The sequence below is a fragment of the Bariatricus massiliensis genome (genome assembly GCF_900086725.1).
Lineage (GTDB): Bacteria > Bacillota > Clostridia > Lachnospirales > Lachnospiraceae > Allocoprococcus > Allocoprococcus massiliensis.
This window is the reverse complement of the sequence record NZ_LT574838.1, coordinates 184522-200994: the sequence shown is the minus strand read 5'-3', so window position 1 is coordinate 200994 and position 16473 is coordinate 184522. Positions and strand designations below refer to the sequence as shown.

Sequence of the window (16473 nt, the reverse complement as noted above, 5' to 3'; positions counted from 1 at the left end):
ATGAACGTTACAGGCAGGTTATATGTCTATGAAATCAGGAAGATTATCCACAGAAAAATTGTGTGGATTGCAGGGGCGGTCATGGTTTTATTATGCGTGTTCTTGAGCGTTTCCGATTTGGTTTCTTCCGTTTACGATGGGGAAATCAGCGGTTATGAAAGGATGAAGATAGTCAGGCAGTATGCGAGAAATCTTTCGGGCAGAAGAATTGATGATACTCTGCTTAAAGAAATGCAGGATTCGTACAGAGAAGGAGCGGCGGAGGGTGAAGTAAGAGCATATTTACCAATCTATATGTTTGTACAAGATATTACAGGAGCCGACGAAGTGTCACAAGAAATAGATTCTGAGGGACTGTATCTGATGCGGCAGGATTCCATATCTCAAAACCGCGCAGACCAGATGCTCACGGAAAAGGAAAGACAGTATTGGTCTGAAAAAGACTCAAAAATAGAGACACCGTTCACATATGAATATGGAGATGGCTGGTCGAATCTATGGGAGTATGCGTACACAATAAATTATATGCTGCTGCTTATGATTACGATTAGTCTTTCCAATGTGTTTTCGATGGAACACTTTGGAAAAACGGATGCGATTATATTATGCAGCCAATACGGGAAAAAACAATTATATTTAGCAAAGATTCTTGCGGGAATAACTTTTGGCGCAGTGACAGCCATCATTCTGTTCGGGGTCTCCGCGGTTTCGAGCATTGCGATTTACGGGGCAGACGGCTTTCATACAGCGCTTCAGATTGCTTTTCCCATGTCGTCATGGACGATGAGCATAGGAGGGGCTGTTTTGGTTTTACTTTTTATACTTATACTGGTATCAGTCTTATATAGTATCGTGATTATGTTCTTATCAGAAGCGTTAAAAAACAGCGTGGCGGTCATGGCAATTCCCGTTGGGATTATGATTTTAACGATGCTGGTGGATATACCTTATCAATTTAGACTAGTTTCACAAATATATGACCTGCTGCCGACAAACTTATTGACGGCTTGGGAACTATGGGATGACAGGCTGGTCTCCGTATTTGGAAAATATCTGACCAATTTTCAAATAGCCCCGATTATATACTGCGTGACGGCAGCTTTGTTGTTCTTTGTGGGGAAAAGAATATATGAAAGGTATCAGATCGGCGCAAGATAGCCTTTTAGAAATTTTACTTTTTTACTTTCCATAAGCGCCATATTCCGATATAATACTTTTGGACTATCATATCAATTTACCCGGGGAGCAGGAGAAAACTGTATGAAAAAGTATAGGAATAAATTTATTTTATCATGGCTTTTAATAGTATTTATATTAACTTCCACATCATGTGATACAATAGATACCGATTCAAATTCAAAGAATGAATATTCTGCCATATCGTCGGAGCAGGCAGCAGTCTCGCTGGAAGGGATACCCGAATATACGGGGGAGCCTTATGTAGAATTGAATGACAATCAGCCAAGCTTCGATGAGGAGGAATTGACTGACGAATCCTATGAATATTACAGTGAATTAGATGAGCTCGGGCGGTGTGGGGCGGCCGAAGCCAGTATCGGGACAGACTTGATGCCTACGGAAGAAAGAGGACAGATAGGGCAAATCAAACCTTCGGGATGGCACACTGTCAAATATGACAATATCGATGGGAAGTTTCTATACAACCGCTGCCACCTTATCGGATATCAGCTGAGCGGTGAAAATGCGAATGAAAGGAATCTTATAACAGGGACGAGGTATCTGAATGTGACGGGGATGCTGCCATTTGAAAACGAGGTGGCTGATTATGTAAAGGAAACCGAAAATCATGTGATGTTCAGGGCGACTCCGATTTTTAAAGAGGACAATCTGGTGGCGTCCGGGGTTCAGCTGGAAGCCCAATCCGTGGAAGACGGCGGGGAAGGAGTATGTTTTAATGTCTATATATATAATGTACAGCCGGGAATCGCAATAGATTATGCCGAGGGAGAAAGCCGGAAGTCAGAGATACCTGTCGATAGAACGGAAGATGGTGCGGAGGAAAGTGAGTTTATTCTGAACATGAATACCCGTAAATTTCACAGGCCAGACTGCGAGAGTGTAGACGATATTAAAACTGAAAATAAAGGAAAATTCATGGGAAGCAAAAAGGGGCTTATGGAACAAGGATATGAGCCATGTAAAAGGTGCAACCCATAAAAATTTTTAGTAAAGTAAGGTGTAAAATGTGGTATAGATACCAGATTTTGCACCTTTTTGTTTGGCGAAAACTGTAAAAATGAAAAATGTGACACATTTCGACACAATATACTAAATAAATGATGAAATTTATTGAAAAATATGATAATATATATATAATTCATAGAAATATTTGATAAAAATATTCTAAATCCAGAACCTGAGGGAGGTACGCGTATGGAAAACAAAGACGAGATGAACCTGCAGAATCAAGAAGGAGCCGCAACGGCAGAGGACGTCATAGCCGAGGAAGAGGCGGTCGTGGAAGAAGTTCCATTGGCTGAGGAAGAGGCGGCCGTAGAAGAGGCCCCACCAGCTGAGGAAGAGACAGTACCTCCGGAAAATGTGGCGCCCCCGGAAGGGGTTCCCAATCCAGAAGGTCCGCCGGATGTGGGGATGGGGTATGCAGCCGCAGAGGAATTGAAAGCAGCCTCCGGGAAAAAGCCGATGGACAAAAGAAAAATACTGGAAATTGTCGGTGGCGCAGTTATTGTAGTCCTTCTTATTACGGTAGGAGTGACTATGAGCCAAAAAGGTAAGCTCCAAAAGGAATTTGACAAATTGAGCAAAGAGCACGTGAAATTGCAGACCGATTATACCGATGCCCGCCAGTTAAATAAATCACAGCAGGGAAAAATCGACACCTTAACGTCACAAAAGAAGACGCTTGAGGATGAGAACGAGGAGTTGAAAAACGGAGCGGCAAAGCAGCTTGTGGATGTCAAGAACGCCTATGAAAAGGGGGACTGGAAGAAGGTAATCGAGCTGGCTGGGGCCCTCCACGAAAAGTATAACGGCAAAGAGGAGGATAAAGAGGCACAGGCTTTGGCAGCAGAGAGCCAAAAGAAGATAGATGAGGCAAAGGCTGCGAAAGAGGCGGAGGAAGCAAAGGGATATGAGACCGGGATTACATATGACCAGCTGTCGAGGACACCGGATGATTTCAAGCGTAAGAAGGTGAAGTTTTACGGAAAAGTAGTTCAAGTCATTGAGGGCAGCGGAACAGTACAGATCAGGCTGGCAGTGGATGACGATTATGACAGGATATTGCTTGGAAATTATTCCAGCTCCATTGTATCAACAAGAATATTGGAAGATGACCATATCACCATTTATGGAACTTCGGAAGGAACGATCAGCTACCAGTCAACGCTGGGGGCGACGATTACCATACCGGGAGTACGTATTGATAAAATCGACCAGTAATATATAATAAGGAGACAGTCCAATGAGTGGGCTGTCTCCTTTTCATAGTCCGAAGACAAGAAATTCTTATTATGTTTACCGGAGTAGGAACCAATATCCTGCGAATGCTGCCGCGGCTAATACGATCAATACAATGATAACGATCAGCCAGACCGGGAATCTGCGGTCATCGTCATCCCATTCGTCATCGCCTTCATCCAGCATATTCTGGTAATTATCCCGCATCTCCTGTTCTCTGGCATCACGGACATGTTTGGGAGGAATATTAGAGTATGTAATTTTTTCTTCTGTGTTATCAATGGGCCGGCGCTTCTTGACTTTCGGGCGTTCTTCAGGCTCCTTTTCCAATGGGCCGGATAACTCTTCGCCGGGCTTGTCCACTGCTTTGACAGCAGGCCTCTTTTTCTTCGGGCGCGGGCGTGGCGGGGCTTCTACATCCTCCGGTTTATCAGCAAATGCCGGACGGATTGTCTCGCCGTTCTCCGGCTTGGGGGCAGGCCGTTTTTTCTTTCTCGGCTTTGGAGCCGGCGCTGCGGCTTTGTCTGTATCTGCCGCTGGCTTTGGAGACTCGGACGGCTCTGAAACAGAAGCGCCGTTCTCCGGCTTCGGCGCGGGTCTTTTTTTCTTTTTCGGCTTCGGTGATTCCGGGGCGCCGGACTCGGCGCTCACTTCGGAAGCCTCGGCAGCAGGGCGGGGCCTTTTTGCCAAAGGCTTTTCCGCGGACGCCGCTGCGGAAGCGGGACGCCGTTTCTTTACTTTGGAGGCCGGCGCTTCGGCGGCCGGAGTTTCTTTCTTTGTTGTCTTGGCAGCATTTTTAGCTCTTTGTTTATCTAAATTCCATTGTTTCTTGCAGTCATGGCAAATGGCAAATTCATTGTAAATTGCTTCTCCATTTTCAGTCTCGCCTGTCTTTTTACTTTTAATTTCCAGTTCGTGATTACAAATGGGGCATTTCATTAGTTATCTCTCCTCTTTTGACGTAAATTTATATATACTCACACATATATAATGTTAACACGAATGGAAAAGATGTCAAGAAAGTTCTTTGAATGTTCATAAAAAAATGCTAGAATAGGAATTATTAACTTTAATACGGCAGGAAGGTGAAGTGGTAAATGGGTAAAAAGAAGATTCAAATAGGCCTATTAGGTCTGGGAACCGTGGGTACAGGTGTTTATAAAGTGATAGGGCGGCGCGGGGAAGAGATGGAGCCTCAGGTTGGAGCACGGCTGGAAATCAAGAGGATTCTTGTGCATAATATGAAGAAAGAAAGGCACGGAATCGACCAGCGGCTGCTCACCGACCAGTGGGAAGATATCGTCAAAGATAAGGATATTGATATTATTATTGAAGTGATGGGCGGTATGGAACCGGCTAAATCGATGATACTGGAGGCGCTTGCGGCAGGAAAGCATGTGGTTTCGGCGAACAAAGACTTGATAGCGGAGCATGGGGAGGAGCTTTTGGAGGCCGCGCAAAAGAGTGGTACGGATTTTTTGTTCGAAGCTGCGGTCGCAGGCGGTATCCCTATCATAAGACCGTTGAAACAGTGTCTTGCGGGGAATGAGATTGATGAGGTTATCGGGATAGTCAATGGCACGACGAACTTTATCCTGACCAAAATGTTCGAGGAGGGGATGGATTTTCAGGAGGCGCTGGACATGGCTACTGAGCTGGGGTATGCGGAGGCCGACCCGACGGCGGATGTGGAAGGTCTGGATGCGGGGCGGAAGGTGGCGATTATGGCTTCGGCGGCGTTCCGCTCCAGAGTGGTGTTTTCTGATGTGTATACGGAAGGAATCACGAAGATAACGGCGAAGGATGTGGCCTACGCGAAGGAGTTCGACAGCCTGATTAAGCTCCTTGGCGTGGCGCGCAATACGGCGCAGGGAATTGAAGTGGGTGTCTATCCTATGATAATTGACAGGAATCATCCTCTGGCGGCGGTGCGGGACTCCTTCAATGCAGTGTTCGTCCACGGCGACGCAGTGGGGGATACGATGTTCTACGGGAGAGGCGCGGGGGAGATGCCGACTGCGAGTGCTGTGGTAGGTGACGTCATCGATATAGCCAGAAATATGCAGTACCATTGCAGCGGAAGAATAGGCTGCGGCTGTTACCGGACTTTGAAGCTCAAGGACTTTGGGGAAGTAAAGAACCGCTTTTTCCTGCGTATGCAGGTGCGGAATGAGCCGGGAGTACTGGCGGCTATCGCCAATGTGTTCGGGGGTCATAAAGTCAGCATTGAGCGGGTCATCCAGAGGAAGGCAAAAGCTGCCAAGGCGGAGCTGGTAATCGGGACTGCGGCGGTCAAGGAGTACCATATGCAGGACGCGCTGAAAGAGCTGGGGAGCATGGACATCGTCAGCGAAGTCAGCAGTGTGATACGGGAATATTAGAAAACCGGTTTACGAAAGCCTATGGAAGTGATATAATAGGCCTCGTTAAGGATTGTAATTATATAGGTAAGAGCAGAGTAGGAATGTGAGCGTTAAGTGCCAGCCGGACGGGGAGTTGCCAGTCGGACGAAAAGTTGCATCTCAATGTATACTTGCGGTTCACATTCCGCATCCCGCTGCTGCACATACAGATATGAAGAATACCTGCTATGCGTAGCGAAGGAAACTACTGCAAAGGAGGTATTTTTTATGTACAAATTAAGAGAAGTTTTTTCGTCTTCGGCGAGGGAACTGAAGGACATGAGGACATTGGCGGTGACGGCAATGTTGATGGCGGTGGCCGTCATACTTGGTTTTTTCGGCACGGTGCAGATAGGAGACTATCTGAAAATTGGATTTTCTTTTATAGCCAATGAACTGACTGCGCTGATGTTCGGGCCTGCCGTGGGCGGCATCATGGCGGGTGCGGCAGATATTATCAAGTATGTGGTCAAGCCTACCGGGGCATTTTTTCCCGGCTTCACGCTCAGCGCGGTCGTGGGCGGGGTGATTTATGGATGCCTGTTGTACAAGAAGCCCGTCAGCCTGAAACGGATAGCGGCGGCAAAAGCGGTTGTGGCAGTTGTTGTGAATATCGGACTGAATACTCTTTGGCTGTCTATGCTTTATGGACAGGCCTTTCACGTCCTGCTTCCGGCCAGAGCGTTAAAGCAGCTGGTCATGGTGCCGGTGGAGACCGCCCTGTTTTATGCGGTCGTCGTGGTGCTGCAGAGAGCGGGGGTATTTGGGGCAATCCGTGTTAAAATCAGGAAGTAAAGCGTTCATTCAGAGGGAGTGTGAATAATGCAGGAACGGACCACCATAGGGTTTTTAATTAAACAGATTAACAATGTGTACGAGAAGGACTTTAACCGTATGTTGAAATCCATCGGGATAACGTCTTCCCAGTGTGCGGTGCTGGACTATCTGTTCAACAGCAGTAAAGAGGAGATTACCCAGCGGGATATCGAGAGGCATCTGAGCCTTAAGAATCCCACGGTGACCGGACTTTTAAAGCGGCTGGATGAAAAGGGATTTATTCTTTCCGTGCCAAGTCCCAAGGATAAGCGCTGCAACAACATCTACTTGACGGAGAAAGCCTACGATATCCAGAAGAAAATGGAGGCAAGCCGCAAGAAAAGCGACAGACAGCTTACGATCGGGATGAATAAGAAGGAAGTGCAGGCGCTGAAAAAGGCGCTGGAGCGGGTTCTATATAATATATCAGAGCCATAGAAAGAGCAGGAAATAAGGAGGAAATATGAGTTACGCAGATAAAGTGTTTATTGACATGTGCCGGGACATTATTGACCATGGCACCAGCACGGAAGGAGAAAAGGTACGTCCGCGGTGGGAGGATGGGACACCGGCCTACACGATCAAGAAGTTCGGGGTGGTGAACCGGTACGATTTGCGCAAAGAGTTTCCGGCGCTGACGCTGCGCAAGACGGCGATTAAAAGCTGCACGGATGAGATTCTGTGGATCTGGCAGAAAAAGTCCAATAATATCCACGAATTGAACAGCCATATCTGGGACAGCTGGGCCGATGAGGACGGCTCTATCGGGAAGGCCTACGGTTATCAGATGAGCGTAAAGCATCAGTATAGAGAAGGCATGATGGATCAGGTGGACCGGGTGATTTATGATTTGAAGAATAATCCATACAGCCGGAGGATAATGACGAATATTTATGTGCATCAGGACTTGCACGAGATGAACCTGTACCCATGTGCCTACAGCATGACCTTCAATGTGACGAAGGAAAGAAACAGCGATAAGCTGACGCTCAATGGGATATTGAACCAGCGCTCTCAGGATGTACTGGCGGCCAATAACTGGAATGTCTGTCAGTATGCGGTATTGCTCCATATGCTGGCGCAGGTATGCGGCATGCAGGTGGGCGAGTTCGTCCATGTGATTGCTGACGCCCATATCTACGACCGCCATATTCCGCTGATCGAGGAGCTGATTGGACGGGAAGCCTACCCGGCCCCGTCCTTCTGGCTGAATCCGGAAGTGAAAGATTTCTATGAATTCACGACAGCGGATGTGAAGCTCGAGAATTACGTGACCGGGCCTCAGATAAAGAACATACCGATTGCGGTTTAATTGTGAAAAAGGAGAGAGTCAGAGATGAATTTGATTGTAGCAGTAGACAAAAACTGGGCGATTGGCAAGAATAATAAGCTTTTGGTGAGTATTCCGGCAGACATGAAGTTCTTCCGCGAGACTACGAAGGGCAATATCGTGGTCATGGGGCGTAAGACGCTGGAAAGTTTTCCGCAGGGGCAGCCGCTCAAAAACCGGGTCAATATTGTGATTACACAGAATCAGGACTATCAGGTGAAAGATGCCATTGTTGTCCACAGTGTAGAGGAAGCGGTGCAAGAATGCGGGAAACAAGAGGGAGAAGTATTTGTGATCGGCGGGGAAAGCGTTTACCGGGCCATGCTTCCGTACTGTGACACCGCATACATTACAAAGATTGACCATGCCTATGAGGCGGATACTTATTTTCCCAATCTGGACGAGGATGAAGCTTGGAAGCTGACCGGAGTGAGCGACGAGCAGACGTACTTTGATTTGGAATATGTATTTGCAAAATATGAGCGGGTTTAATGGGATAAAATAAATCAATAAGATTTGCAAAAATTATCATTGACAAAGACGGACCTCATATCTATAATGAATATAACATTTAGAAATCAGTGAAGAAAATAGTACAAATGCTATGACAAGGAGGAGTACATAATCACCAGATGCAAAGAGAGGAGACGGCGGGTGAAAGTCTTCGTGAAGGGATTATGGAAGTAGCCTTTGAGCAGCGAACCGAACGGGCGGAAGCCTTAGTAGACTTCGACGTAATCCCTACGTTACAGGGGAGCAATATCGGAACAGTCCCGTATTGACAGAGTGCAGAGATAGATATCTCTGAAGTTAGGTGGTAACACGGATAGTATATTCGCCCTAAACCAGCAAGAGCCGGTTTAGGGCATTTCTTTTACAATTTGGGACTGATATAAAAAGGAGGTAAAGGTTTATGAAGAAAATTTCGGGGAACAAGTTACTGGTTAAAGCGCTGAGGGAAGAGGGCGTGGATACTTTGTTTGGGTATCCGGGAGCCTGCACGATTGATATCAGTGACGAGCTTTACAAGCAGGATTATACGAAGGTCATTCTACCGCGCCATGAGCAGGCGCTCGTTCACGCGGCGGACGCCTACGCCAGATCTACCGGAAAGGTCGGCGTCTGCCTTGTTACGAGCGGACCGGGAGCGACCAATCTGGTGACGGGGCTTGCGACAGCGAACTATGACAGTGTCCCGCTTGTATGTTTCACGGGACAGGTGGCGCGGCACCTCATCGGTAATGACGCGTTTCAGGAAGTAGATATCGTTGGGATTACAAGAAGTATTACAAAGTACGGCGTGACAGTCAGAGACAGAGAGGACTTGGGGCGTATTATCAAAGAGGCTTTTTATATTGCAAGAACAGGAAGGCCGGGGCCGGTGCTCATTGATTTGCCGAAGGATGTTATGGCGGAGCTTGGAAGCCCGGATTATCCGGAGAGTGTCAATATCAGAGGGTATAAGCCGACTACCAATGCACATATCGGCCAGCTGAAACGGGCGCTCAAAATGCTTGGCAAGGCAAAAAGGCCGCTTTTCCTCGCAGGAGGCGGAATCAATATTGCCAATGCCAATGAAAGCTTTAAGAAGCTGGTGGAAACGACCAATGTGCCGGTTGTCACTACCGTCATGGGACGTGGGGCAATTCCCACTGACCATCCGCTTTTCATCGGGAACCTCGGTATGCATGGGGCCTATGCTTCCAATATGTCCGTGGGGGAATGTGATTTACTTTTCTCGATAGGCACAAGATTCAACGACAGAATAACCGGCAAACTGCATGCATTTGCACAGAATGCCCAGATTGTACATATAGATATCGACACGGCTTCCATTTCCAGAAATATTAAAGTTGACGTCCCGATAGTTGCCGATGCGAAGGAAGCTATCGAGAAATTATTGGAATATGTAGAGCCCTGCGACACGGCAGAGTGGCTAGAACATATTGGGGAGTGGCAGCAGGAACATCCTCTGAAAATGAAACCGAAGGCAGGCATCATGCAGCCGCAGGACATCATTGAGACGATGAATGAAGTGTTCGACGAGGCAATTGTCGTATCGGATGTTGGCCAGCATCAGATGTTTGTTTCACAGTATCTGGAATTAAATGAGAATAAGCGCCTTCTCATGTCCGGCGGTCTGGGAACTATGGGCTACGGTTTCCCGGGAGCGGTAGGCGCACAGATAGGCAATCCCGAAAGTACGGTTATCGCGGTATCCGGAGACGGGGGAATGCAGATGAATATTCAGGAGTTCGCCACGGCGGTTCTGGAGGAGCTTCCTCTGATACTCTGCGTGTTCAACAATACCTATCTTGGCATGGTACGCCAGTGGCAGAAGCTGTTCTACGGAAAGCGTTACTCCATGACGGACTTGCGCGCCGGAGCGGCCACCAGACGTGGGGATGAGAAGCCACCGAAGTACACGCCCGACTTCGTAAAGCTTGCAGAGAGCTACGGGGCAAAGGGTATCCGGGTGGCCAAACCGGAAGAGATGAGACCGGCCTTCGAGCAGGCAAAGAAAAACCGGGAATTAAAGGTCCCGACCTTGATTGAATTTATCATTGACCCGGAAGAGCAGGTCTACCCGATGATTAAACCGGGCGGAACGCTGGAAGAAATGATTCTGGATTGTTAGGAAGGGAGAAAGATTATGCAGAATAGAACAATGAAAAAAAGAGGAATTTCTCTGTTTGTAGAGAATCAGGTCGGCGTATTATCGAAAATATCCGGACTTTTTTCCGGGAAATCTTATAATCTGGAGAGCCTTACCGTTGGCACGACGGAAGACCCGACGGTGTCCAGAATGACTATCGTGACAAACAGTGACGAGGAGACATACGAGCAGATCAAGAAGCAGTTGAACCGTATGGTAGAGGTAATCAAAGTGATCGACTTTACAGATCTGTCGGTTGTGATGCAGGAGATTATGTTCATCAAAATCAAGAACTGCTCATTGGATGACAAGACAAGGCTCTTCCAGATAGCGCAGACTTATCAGGCTAAGGTGAGGGACTACGGGCACGACAGTGTACTCTTGGAGTTCGTGCACACCGCACATAAGAATACTGCCATCATTCAATTCCTAAAATCCGAGTTTAACGCGATTGAAGTTGTGCGGGGAGGAAGCGTTGGGATAGAAGCAATCACGCTCCCCATAAGATAAAATAAAATTATTTTTGAAAAAACAGAGCGCACTCTTGAATTTGAAATTGAGAGGGTCTATAATAAAAACAAACTTTAGCAAAGCATCTAAGTGAAGGAAAGAATGGAGGAGTTTACAATGGAGAAGAAACAGATTGACTGGGCTAACATTGGATTTAATTACATACAGACAGACAAGAGATATGTTTCTAACTATAAAGACGGAGCATGGGATGAAGGGGGACTGACGGAGGATGCCAACATCGTGCTGAATGAATGTGCGGGAGTGCTTCAATATGCACAGACTGTTTTTGAAGGGCTTAAGGCATACACGACGGAGGACGGGCATATTGTAACCTTCCGCCCCGACCTGAATGGAGAGCGGATGGAGAATTCCGCCAAGTATCTGGAGATGCCGGTGTTCCCCAAGGAGCGTTTTCTGGATGCGGTCGTGAAGACGGTGGAAGCCAATGCGGCGTATGTACCTCCATATGGCTCCGGAGCGACATTGTATATCCGACCCTATATGTTCGGGAGTAATCCGGTCATCGGTGTAAAGCCGGCGGATGAATTCCAATTCCGTGTATTCACCACACCGGTCGGCCCCTACTTTAAGGGAGGGGCAAAGCCGATTACAATCAAAGTCTCTGATTTTGACCGTGCGGCTCCCAGAGGAACAGGCAATATTAAAGCAGGGCTTAATTATGCCATGAGCCTTCACGCGATTGTCACTGCCCACGAAGAAGGGTATGCGGAGAATATGTATCTCGACGCGGCCACGAGGACGAAAGTAGAAGAGACGGGCGGGGCGAACTTTATCTTCATCACAAAGGACAATAAGGTGGTGACGCCAAAGTCTGACAGTATTCTGCCGTCTATCACAAGACGCTCACTTCTCTATGTTGCCAAGGAGTATCTGGGGCTTGAGACGGAAGAGCGGGAAGTGTACCTCGACGAGGTGAAAGACTTTGCGGAATGCGGGCTTTGCGGAACGGCGGCCGTTGTCTCACCAGTAGGCAAGATTGTTGACCACGGCAGGGAAATCTGTCTTCCAAGCGGTATGGATGAGATGGGGCCTGTAACTAAGAAACTGTATGACACGCTGACAGGTATTCAGATGGGCAAAATAGAGGCTCCTGAAGGATGGATTAAGGTGATTAAATAATGGGAGAATTTACGACAAAACGGAATAAGCTGCTTGCAGAGCAGATGATCCGGGCTATGGAAGCCCGGAATATGGAAGGCTTTTATGCTGAGACGAAAGAGGAGGCCCTTAACAAGGCGCTGGAGCTCATCCCGGAGGGAAGCTCTATCAGCTGGGGCGGTTCCATGAGCATTCAGGAAATTGGACTTACGAAGGCGGTCCATGAAGGGAATTACGAGGTATATGACAGAACTGACAAGACGCCGGAGGAGAGGCGGCAGATCATGCTGAAGGCCTTTGACTGTGACTATTATCTGGCCAGCGCCAACGCCATTTCCGAGGACGGCATTTTGGTAAATATCGACGGCAACGCCAACCGAGTGGCCGCAATCGCGTTTGGCCCTAGAAATGTACTGATGATTGTCGGGATGAACAAAGTGGTGAAGACAGAGGCGGATGCCCTGTCACGGGCGAAAAATGTGGCTGCGCCCATCAATGCACAGCGGTTCGGCGGGACACCGTGCGCGGTTACCGGAGCCTGTTCCATGTGCAAATCCCCTTCCTGCATCTGCTGCCAGACGCTGGTGACAAGATTCAGCAAAGAGCCGAAACGTATCAAAATCATCCTAGTTAACGAAGAGTTGGGATTTTAAAAGAAAATGGTAATGGAACCCTGCGGGCATGTATGCCGGCAGGGTTTTCATGTTAATAGATAACTTTGTTCTGCCGGAATTGAAACGGTTATTGACAAAAAGGGTCTATTGGTATAGACTAAAAGAAAAAAGGTCTATTCATATAGACTTCGAGGAGGAGCGGACGATGGAAGATTTGAAATTATGCGATAGTGAATACCGCTTTATGCTGATAGTCTGGGAATGTGCCCCGGTGAAATCCGGGGAACTGGTGAGGTTATGCAATGAGCGCCTAGGCTGGAAGAAGTCAACCACCTATACTGTGATAAAGAAGCTGGAGACCCGTGGGTTTTTAATAAATCAAGACACGGTGGTGACCCCTCTTGTGACAAAGGAGGAATGTCAGGCCGTGGAGTCGGATTATTTTGTGGAACGAACTTTCGGCGGCTCGCTTCCGGGGTTCGTGGCGGCTTTTCTGGGAGGAAAGAAGATTACAGAGCAGGAGGCGAAGGAGCTGAAGGAGCTGATTGATTCTCATAAGGAGGGGTGAGTATGGGAGTTCTAAAAGAAATATTTTTGACGGTGTTCAACATGTCCGTGACTGCCGGCGTCGCTGTATTGCTGGTAATCGGAGTGCGTTTCCTCATACGGAAAGCGCCGAAGTCAATGGCTTATCTCTTATGGGCGGTTGTAGGCTTCCGTCTTATATGCCCCTATTCACTGCCTTCTTCGATGAGCATCTTCAATCTGGAGCTTTTTCAGAAGCATGCGGTGACGGACGAAAAAGTTGCATGGAATTTTGTCGGTACAGAGCACAGCGCGGCGGAGAAACAAAGCGGGAAATTGAGTGTAGATTCGGAGAAAAGCGGCGGGATTCCTGCGGCGGAAAGTGGGACGGCAGCAGAACCGGAACCGTCAGAACCCGTAAGGGCCGGGAGACAAATTTCAGAAGATAATCGTCTGGACGGGATGGATATATGGGAGATTTTGTCCATAGTTTGGCTGGCCGGAGTGATAGGACTTGGAATGTATGAACTGGCGGCCTATAACCGTCTGAAACGGCAGGTGGTGCAGGCTGTCAAAAGCGGCGGCAATGTCTACGAATGCGATACGATTGACGTTCCTTTTGTGATTGGGATGTTCCGGCCCAGAATTTATCTGCCTTTCCGGGTGGCGGAAAAGGAGCGGGGATACATTCTGCTTCATGAGCAGTATCACATCAAACGAAAGGATTACCTTGTGAAAGCAGGGGCGCTGGCTCTGCTGATACTCCATTGGTTCAATCCATTGGTCTGGATAGCCTATCATTTGATGAGTGAGGATATGGAAATGAGCTGTGATGAGAAGGTCATCAAAAAGCTGGGACAGACCATGAAATGTAGTTACAGCAATTCGCTTTTATCTTTCGCGGAGCCACGCCAGAGAATGAGGGGAAGCCACCTTGCCTTTGGAGAGTCTTCTGTGAAGACAAGAATCAAGAATGTTCTCGGGCTTAAGAAGCCGGGGAAGGTAGCAGTGTGCGCCGCGGTGGCGGTTTGCATTTTCGTTGCGGTTCTTATAAGCGTAAATCCACGGCAGAAGAATATACTTCGGTACGACGGCAGGGATTTGGCAGATCCGGATGCTGGATTCGAAGTTTCCTACAGTGTGGATTCGAAAATAAACAGCTACTTACTTTACAGAGAAGTGTATGAGGCAGGGGAACTTCGGGACTACAAGATTGTGTCTTCTGGCGGGTTTCAAGACAGCGGCGGAGAAATAGAGCGGCGGGGGACGATACAGGTAGGGCGTTCCTTTAAAAATGAGGACACAGGAATGAAAGGGCAGCTGCAGTGGTCTGTCAATGGTAAAGAGGAAGTTGACAGATTTGATTTTGGACAATATGGTTTCTGGTCTGTGGCAGATACTTATCTGGTAGGAGGAGAGGTGGAGAAAAAAGAATTCAAACCGGAGGAAGACTTCGTGGTGGCGGCATGGCACTTGGGCAGGACGGGAGATACTACGCAGGCATTCCCCTGTTCGGATTTTGATCAGAGGACCCGAAGTAAAGTGGTCTGGAATGCAAACCCCGGGGAGGCTTTGTACCGCTTGGTAGTGTCGGAGATGGATGTCTGGAAATTACGGGAGAAATACGAGGCGGCTCCTTATATCAGAGAAATCTATGCGTCAAAGAATTCCTATGTCGGCGATGCGTCGGCGGACGGAAAGCTGCTTGAGCTTTTGAATGTGGGAAGTCTGGGAGAATATACGATGGAGCTTCAGACGAGCGAGGAGCCCTATGTCCTGACGGTGAATTTTAAAGAGGAGCCAAGAGACCAGACGGTACTGAATTGGAAAATGAAGCAAAAGGCTCCTATGCTTCTGGCTTTGATTGAGAACGCGGGCGAGATTCATTGGACCTACCCTGTGGCGGGGGGAGATGGGAAAGAGACAAAGTACCGTTGGAAGATGGACTGCGCTGAGGCGGAGCAGAAGCTGGGGATTGACGGATTAAAGAAATACACGAAGACGTTGGACAGCTTAGAAACACTTCAAGATATTTGTGCAAGGTATCAGGACCAATATGAAGATATTCAGATATCCGGCGACAAATATGTTGCGCCGGATGGCAGGAAATATAAATATGCCAAATATTTATATGGTATGCTCCCGAATGCCTCGTTCGCTTCTTCCTATCATGTGCTCACCAATGATGAGGAGCTGACCTTTGACGATGTGGCATGGTCCATGCTTTCCAGTACTATGGAGGACAAGAAAGATTTCTATTGGATTCATGAACGAAGTGCAAGTGAATAAGCAGGATAATGAAAAAGATTCCCTTACTGGGAATCTTTTTTTGTAACATAGGAAACTTTGTTCTCAAGCCAAATCATCCAGATTGATTCTTCGGGGGGTATTCATGTGTTCCAGTGTTATCTCGTAGATATGTGGCAGATCGCCTGTTTTCATAGCTGTCAGGATGTTCAAGTGTTCCTGATAAGTCTGCTCCATCCGGCCCTCATGAGAGAGGGAGAGGGTGGCAAGTCTTTTCATCCGGTAAAAAAAGGTATTGTAAATGGAAATCAACTGTTCATTTTCTGAATAGCGGATAATCTGTACGTGAAAGTCAAAATCAAATTCTGAAAATTTCTCGATAGAATGTGTTGTCTGCATAATTTCCTTCATTTTTTCCGTGTCGTTTTCCAGCTTTGCAAACAAAGACTGTGACGCGTCTGACTGATAATTTTTCGTAATCTCATAACAGCAGTAGCACTCAAGAGCCGAACGGATTTGAAAGGTATCCATGACATCCTGCTCCGAAAGCTGGTGGAGGCGGAAGCCTTTACTTGGAATAATATCAATATATCCCTCCTGAGCCAGCCGGTGGACCGCGTCACGGAAAGGGGTGCGGGAAATACCGATTTCTTTGGACAATTTGGTCTCGGAATATATTTTCTGATAGGAAAGCTGGTTCTCTATAATCATGGTAGAAAGGTGTTCGTATGCCTGTTCATTTAGTGTTTTCATAAAAATCCTCTTTTGGTTTTATTTGTTTTTTTCTTAACAATAGAATAGCGCATTTGT

At 47.5% G+C, this 16473-nt stretch carries 16 protein-coding genes, 1 riboswitch and 1 other annotated feature; of the genes, 14 read left to right on the top strand and 2 right to left on the bottom strand.

The window, feature by feature from the left end; genetic code table 11:
- From BN6465_RS12650 to BN6465_RS12640, 3 genes are all read left to right on the top strand, one after another.
- Window positions 1-1158 carry an ABC-2 family transporter permease gene (locus BN6465_RS12650; RefSeq protein WP_066735831.1) on the top strand — a complete coding sequence of 386 codons (1158 nt, stop codon included), beginning with the start codon at window positions 1-3 and terminating at the stop codon, window positions 1156-1158.
- Window positions 1159-1260: 102 nt separating this feature from the next.
- Window positions 1261-2178, top strand: coding sequence for a DNA/RNA non-specific endonuclease (locus BN6465_RS12645; protein WP_066735829.1), 918 nt, complete (start codon window positions 1261-1263; stop codon window positions 2176-2178).
- A gap of 216 nt (window positions 2179-2394) precedes the next feature.
- The gene (locus tag BN6465_RS12640) at window positions 2395-3423 is read left to right on the top strand and encodes a hypothetical protein (RefSeq protein WP_066735827.1); all 1029 of its coding nucleotides are present in this window, start codon (window positions 2395-2397) and stop codon (window positions 3421-3423) included.
- 75 nt (window positions 3424-3498) lie between these two features.
- Here BN6465_RS12640 and BN6465_RS12635 read toward each other — a convergent pair whose 3' ends face one another.
- Window positions 3499-4380, bottom strand: coding sequence for a hypothetical protein (locus tag BN6465_RS12635; protein WP_066735824.1), 882 nt, complete (start codon window positions 4378-4380; stop codon window positions 3499-3501).
- 158 nt (window positions 4381-4538) lie between these two features.
- Here BN6465_RS12635 and BN6465_RS12630 point away from each other — a divergent pair, with 158 nt between their 5' ends.
- The 11 genes from BN6465_RS12630 to BN6465_RS12580 all read left to right on the top strand — a co-directional run bounded on the left by BN6465_RS12630 (window position 4539) and on the right by BN6465_RS12580 (window position 15705).
- Window positions 4539-5822 (top strand): homoserine dehydrogenase, encoded by a 1284-nt coding sequence (locus BN6465_RS12630; protein ID WP_066735822.1) that lies wholly within the window; start codon window positions 4539-4541, stop codon window positions 5820-5822.
- Window positions 5823-5893: 71 nt separating this feature from the next.
- A riboswitch (THF riboswitch) is annotated at window positions 5894-6003 on the top strand.
- Between the two features lie 68 nt (window positions 6004-6071).
- Window positions 6072-6638, top strand: a complete 567-nt coding sequence (locus tag BN6465_RS12625) for a folate family ECF transporter S component (RefSeq protein ID WP_066735820.1) — start codon at window positions 6072-6074, stop codon at window positions 6636-6638.
- A gap of 27 nt (window positions 6639-6665) precedes the next feature.
- Window positions 6666-7097, top strand: a complete 432-nt coding sequence (locus tag BN6465_RS12620) for a MarR family winged helix-turn-helix transcriptional regulator (RefSeq protein WP_066735818.1) — start codon at window positions 6666-6668, stop codon at window positions 7095-7097.
- A gap of 25 nt (window positions 7098-7122) precedes the next feature.
- Window positions 7123-7971, top strand: coding sequence for a thymidylate synthase (gene thyA, locus BN6465_RS12615; protein WP_066735813.1), 849 nt, complete (start codon window positions 7123-7125; stop codon window positions 7969-7971).
- Between the two features lie 24 nt (window positions 7972-7995).
- The gene (locus BN6465_RS12610) at window positions 7996-8481 is read left to right on the top strand and encodes a dihydrofolate reductase (protein WP_066735810.1); all 486 of its coding nucleotides are present in this window, start codon (window positions 7996-7998) and stop codon (window positions 8479-8481) included.
- A 103-nt stretch (window positions 8482-8584) separates the two neighbouring features.
- Window positions 8585-8835, top strand: a binding site (T-box leader).
- 67 nt (window positions 8836-8902) lie between these two features.
- Window positions 8903-10627 (top strand): biosynthetic-type acetolactate synthase large subunit, encoded by a 1725-nt coding sequence (gene ilvB / locus BN6465_RS12605; RefSeq protein WP_066735808.1) that lies wholly within the window; start codon window positions 8903-8905, stop codon window positions 10625-10627.
- Window positions 10628-10642: 15 nt separating this feature from the next.
- Entirely contained in the window at window positions 10643-11155 is a 513-nt protein-coding gene (gene ilvN, locus BN6465_RS12600; protein WP_066735806.1) for an acetolactate synthase small subunit, read from the top strand.
- Between the two features lie 102 nt (window positions 11156-11257).
- A complete protein-coding gene (locus BN6465_RS12595) occupies window positions 11258-12298 on the top strand; it encodes a branched-chain amino acid aminotransferase (protein ID WP_256278607.1) in 1041 nt (346 codons plus the stop codon).
- On the top strand, window positions 12298-12930 hold the full coding sequence (locus BN6465_RS12590) for a lactate utilization protein (protein WP_066735802.1): 633 nt from the start codon (window positions 12298-12300) through the stop codon (window positions 12928-12930). Before BN6465_RS12595 ends, BN6465_RS12590 begins: the two co-directional genes overlap by 1 nt.
- 166 nt (window positions 12931-13096) lie before the next feature.
- Complete coding sequence (locus BN6465_RS12585; RefSeq protein WP_066735800.1) at window positions 13097-13459, top strand: BlaI/MecI/CopY family transcriptional regulator; 363 nt, start codon at window positions 13097-13099, stop codon at window positions 13457-13459.
- Between the two features lie 2 nt (window positions 13460-13461).
- Window positions 13462-15705 (top strand): M56 family metallopeptidase, encoded by a 2244-nt coding sequence (locus BN6465_RS12580; protein WP_066735799.1) that lies wholly within the window; start codon window positions 13462-13464, stop codon window positions 15703-15705.
- 63 nt (window positions 15706-15768) lie between these two features.
- Here the strand turns inward: BN6465_RS12580 and BN6465_RS12575 are convergent, their stop codons facing one another.
- Window positions 15769-16416 carry a GntR family transcriptional regulator gene (locus BN6465_RS12575; RefSeq protein ID WP_066735797.1) on the bottom strand — a complete coding sequence of 216 codons (648 nt, stop codon included), beginning with the start codon at window positions 16414-16416 and terminating at the stop codon, window positions 15769-15771.
- Window positions 16417-16473: the final 57 nt, after the last annotated feature.

Bases quoted from the DNA above. Each gene is read 5' to 3' on its own strand.
- BN6465_RS12650 (WP_066735831.1), top strand. From the start codon at position 1: ATGAACGTTACAGGCAGGTTATATGTCTATGAAATCAGGAAGATTATC.
- BN6465_RS12645 (WP_066735829.1), top strand. From the start codon at position 1,261: ATGAAAAAGTATAGGAATAAATTTATTTTATCATGGCTTTTAATAGTA.
- BN6465_RS12640 (WP_066735827.1), top strand. From the start codon at position 2,395: ATGGAAAACAAAGACGAGATGAACCTGCAGAATCAAGAAGGAGCCGCA.
- BN6465_RS12635 (WP_066735824.1), bottom strand. From the start codon at position 4,380: ATGAAATGCCCCATTTGTAATCACGAACTGGAAATTAAAAGTAAAAAG.
- BN6465_RS12630 (WP_066735822.1), top strand. From the start codon at position 4,539: ATGGGTAAAAAGAAGATTCAAATAGGCCTATTAGGTCTGGGAACCGTG.
- BN6465_RS12625 (WP_066735820.1), top strand. From the start codon at position 6,072: ATGTACAAATTAAGAGAAGTTTTTTCGTCTTCGGCGAGGGAACTGAAG.
- BN6465_RS12620 (WP_066735818.1), top strand. From the start codon at position 6,666: ATGCAGGAACGGACCACCATAGGGTTTTTAATTAAACAGATTAACAAT.
- thyA (WP_066735813.1), top strand. From the start codon at position 7,123: ATGAGTTACGCAGATAAAGTGTTTATTGACATGTGCCGGGACATTATT.
- BN6465_RS12610 (WP_066735810.1), top strand. From the start codon at position 7,996: ATGAATTTGATTGTAGCAGTAGACAAAAACTGGGCGATTGGCAAGAAT.
- ilvB (WP_066735808.1), top strand. From the start codon at position 8,903: ATGAAGAAAATTTCGGGGAACAAGTTACTGGTTAAAGCGCTGAGGGAA.
- ilvN (WP_066735806.1), top strand. From the start codon at position 10,643: ATGCAGAATAGAACAATGAAAAAAAGAGGAATTTCTCTGTTTGTAGAG.
- BN6465_RS12595 (WP_256278607.1), top strand. From the start codon at position 11,258: ATGGAGGAGTTTACAATGGAGAAGAAACAGATTGACTGGGCTAACATT.
- BN6465_RS12590 (WP_066735802.1), top strand. From the start codon at position 12,298: ATGGGAGAATTTACGACAAAACGGAATAAGCTGCTTGCAGAGCAGATG.
- BN6465_RS12585 (WP_066735800.1), top strand. From the start codon at position 13,097: ATGGAAGATTTGAAATTATGCGATAGTGAATACCGCTTTATGCTGATA.
- BN6465_RS12580 (WP_066735799.1), top strand. From the start codon at position 13,462: ATGGGAGTTCTAAAAGAAATATTTTTGACGGTGTTCAACATGTCCGTG.
- BN6465_RS12575 (WP_066735797.1), bottom strand. From the start codon at position 16,416: ATGAAAACACTAAATGAACAGGCATACGAACACCTTTCTACCATGATT.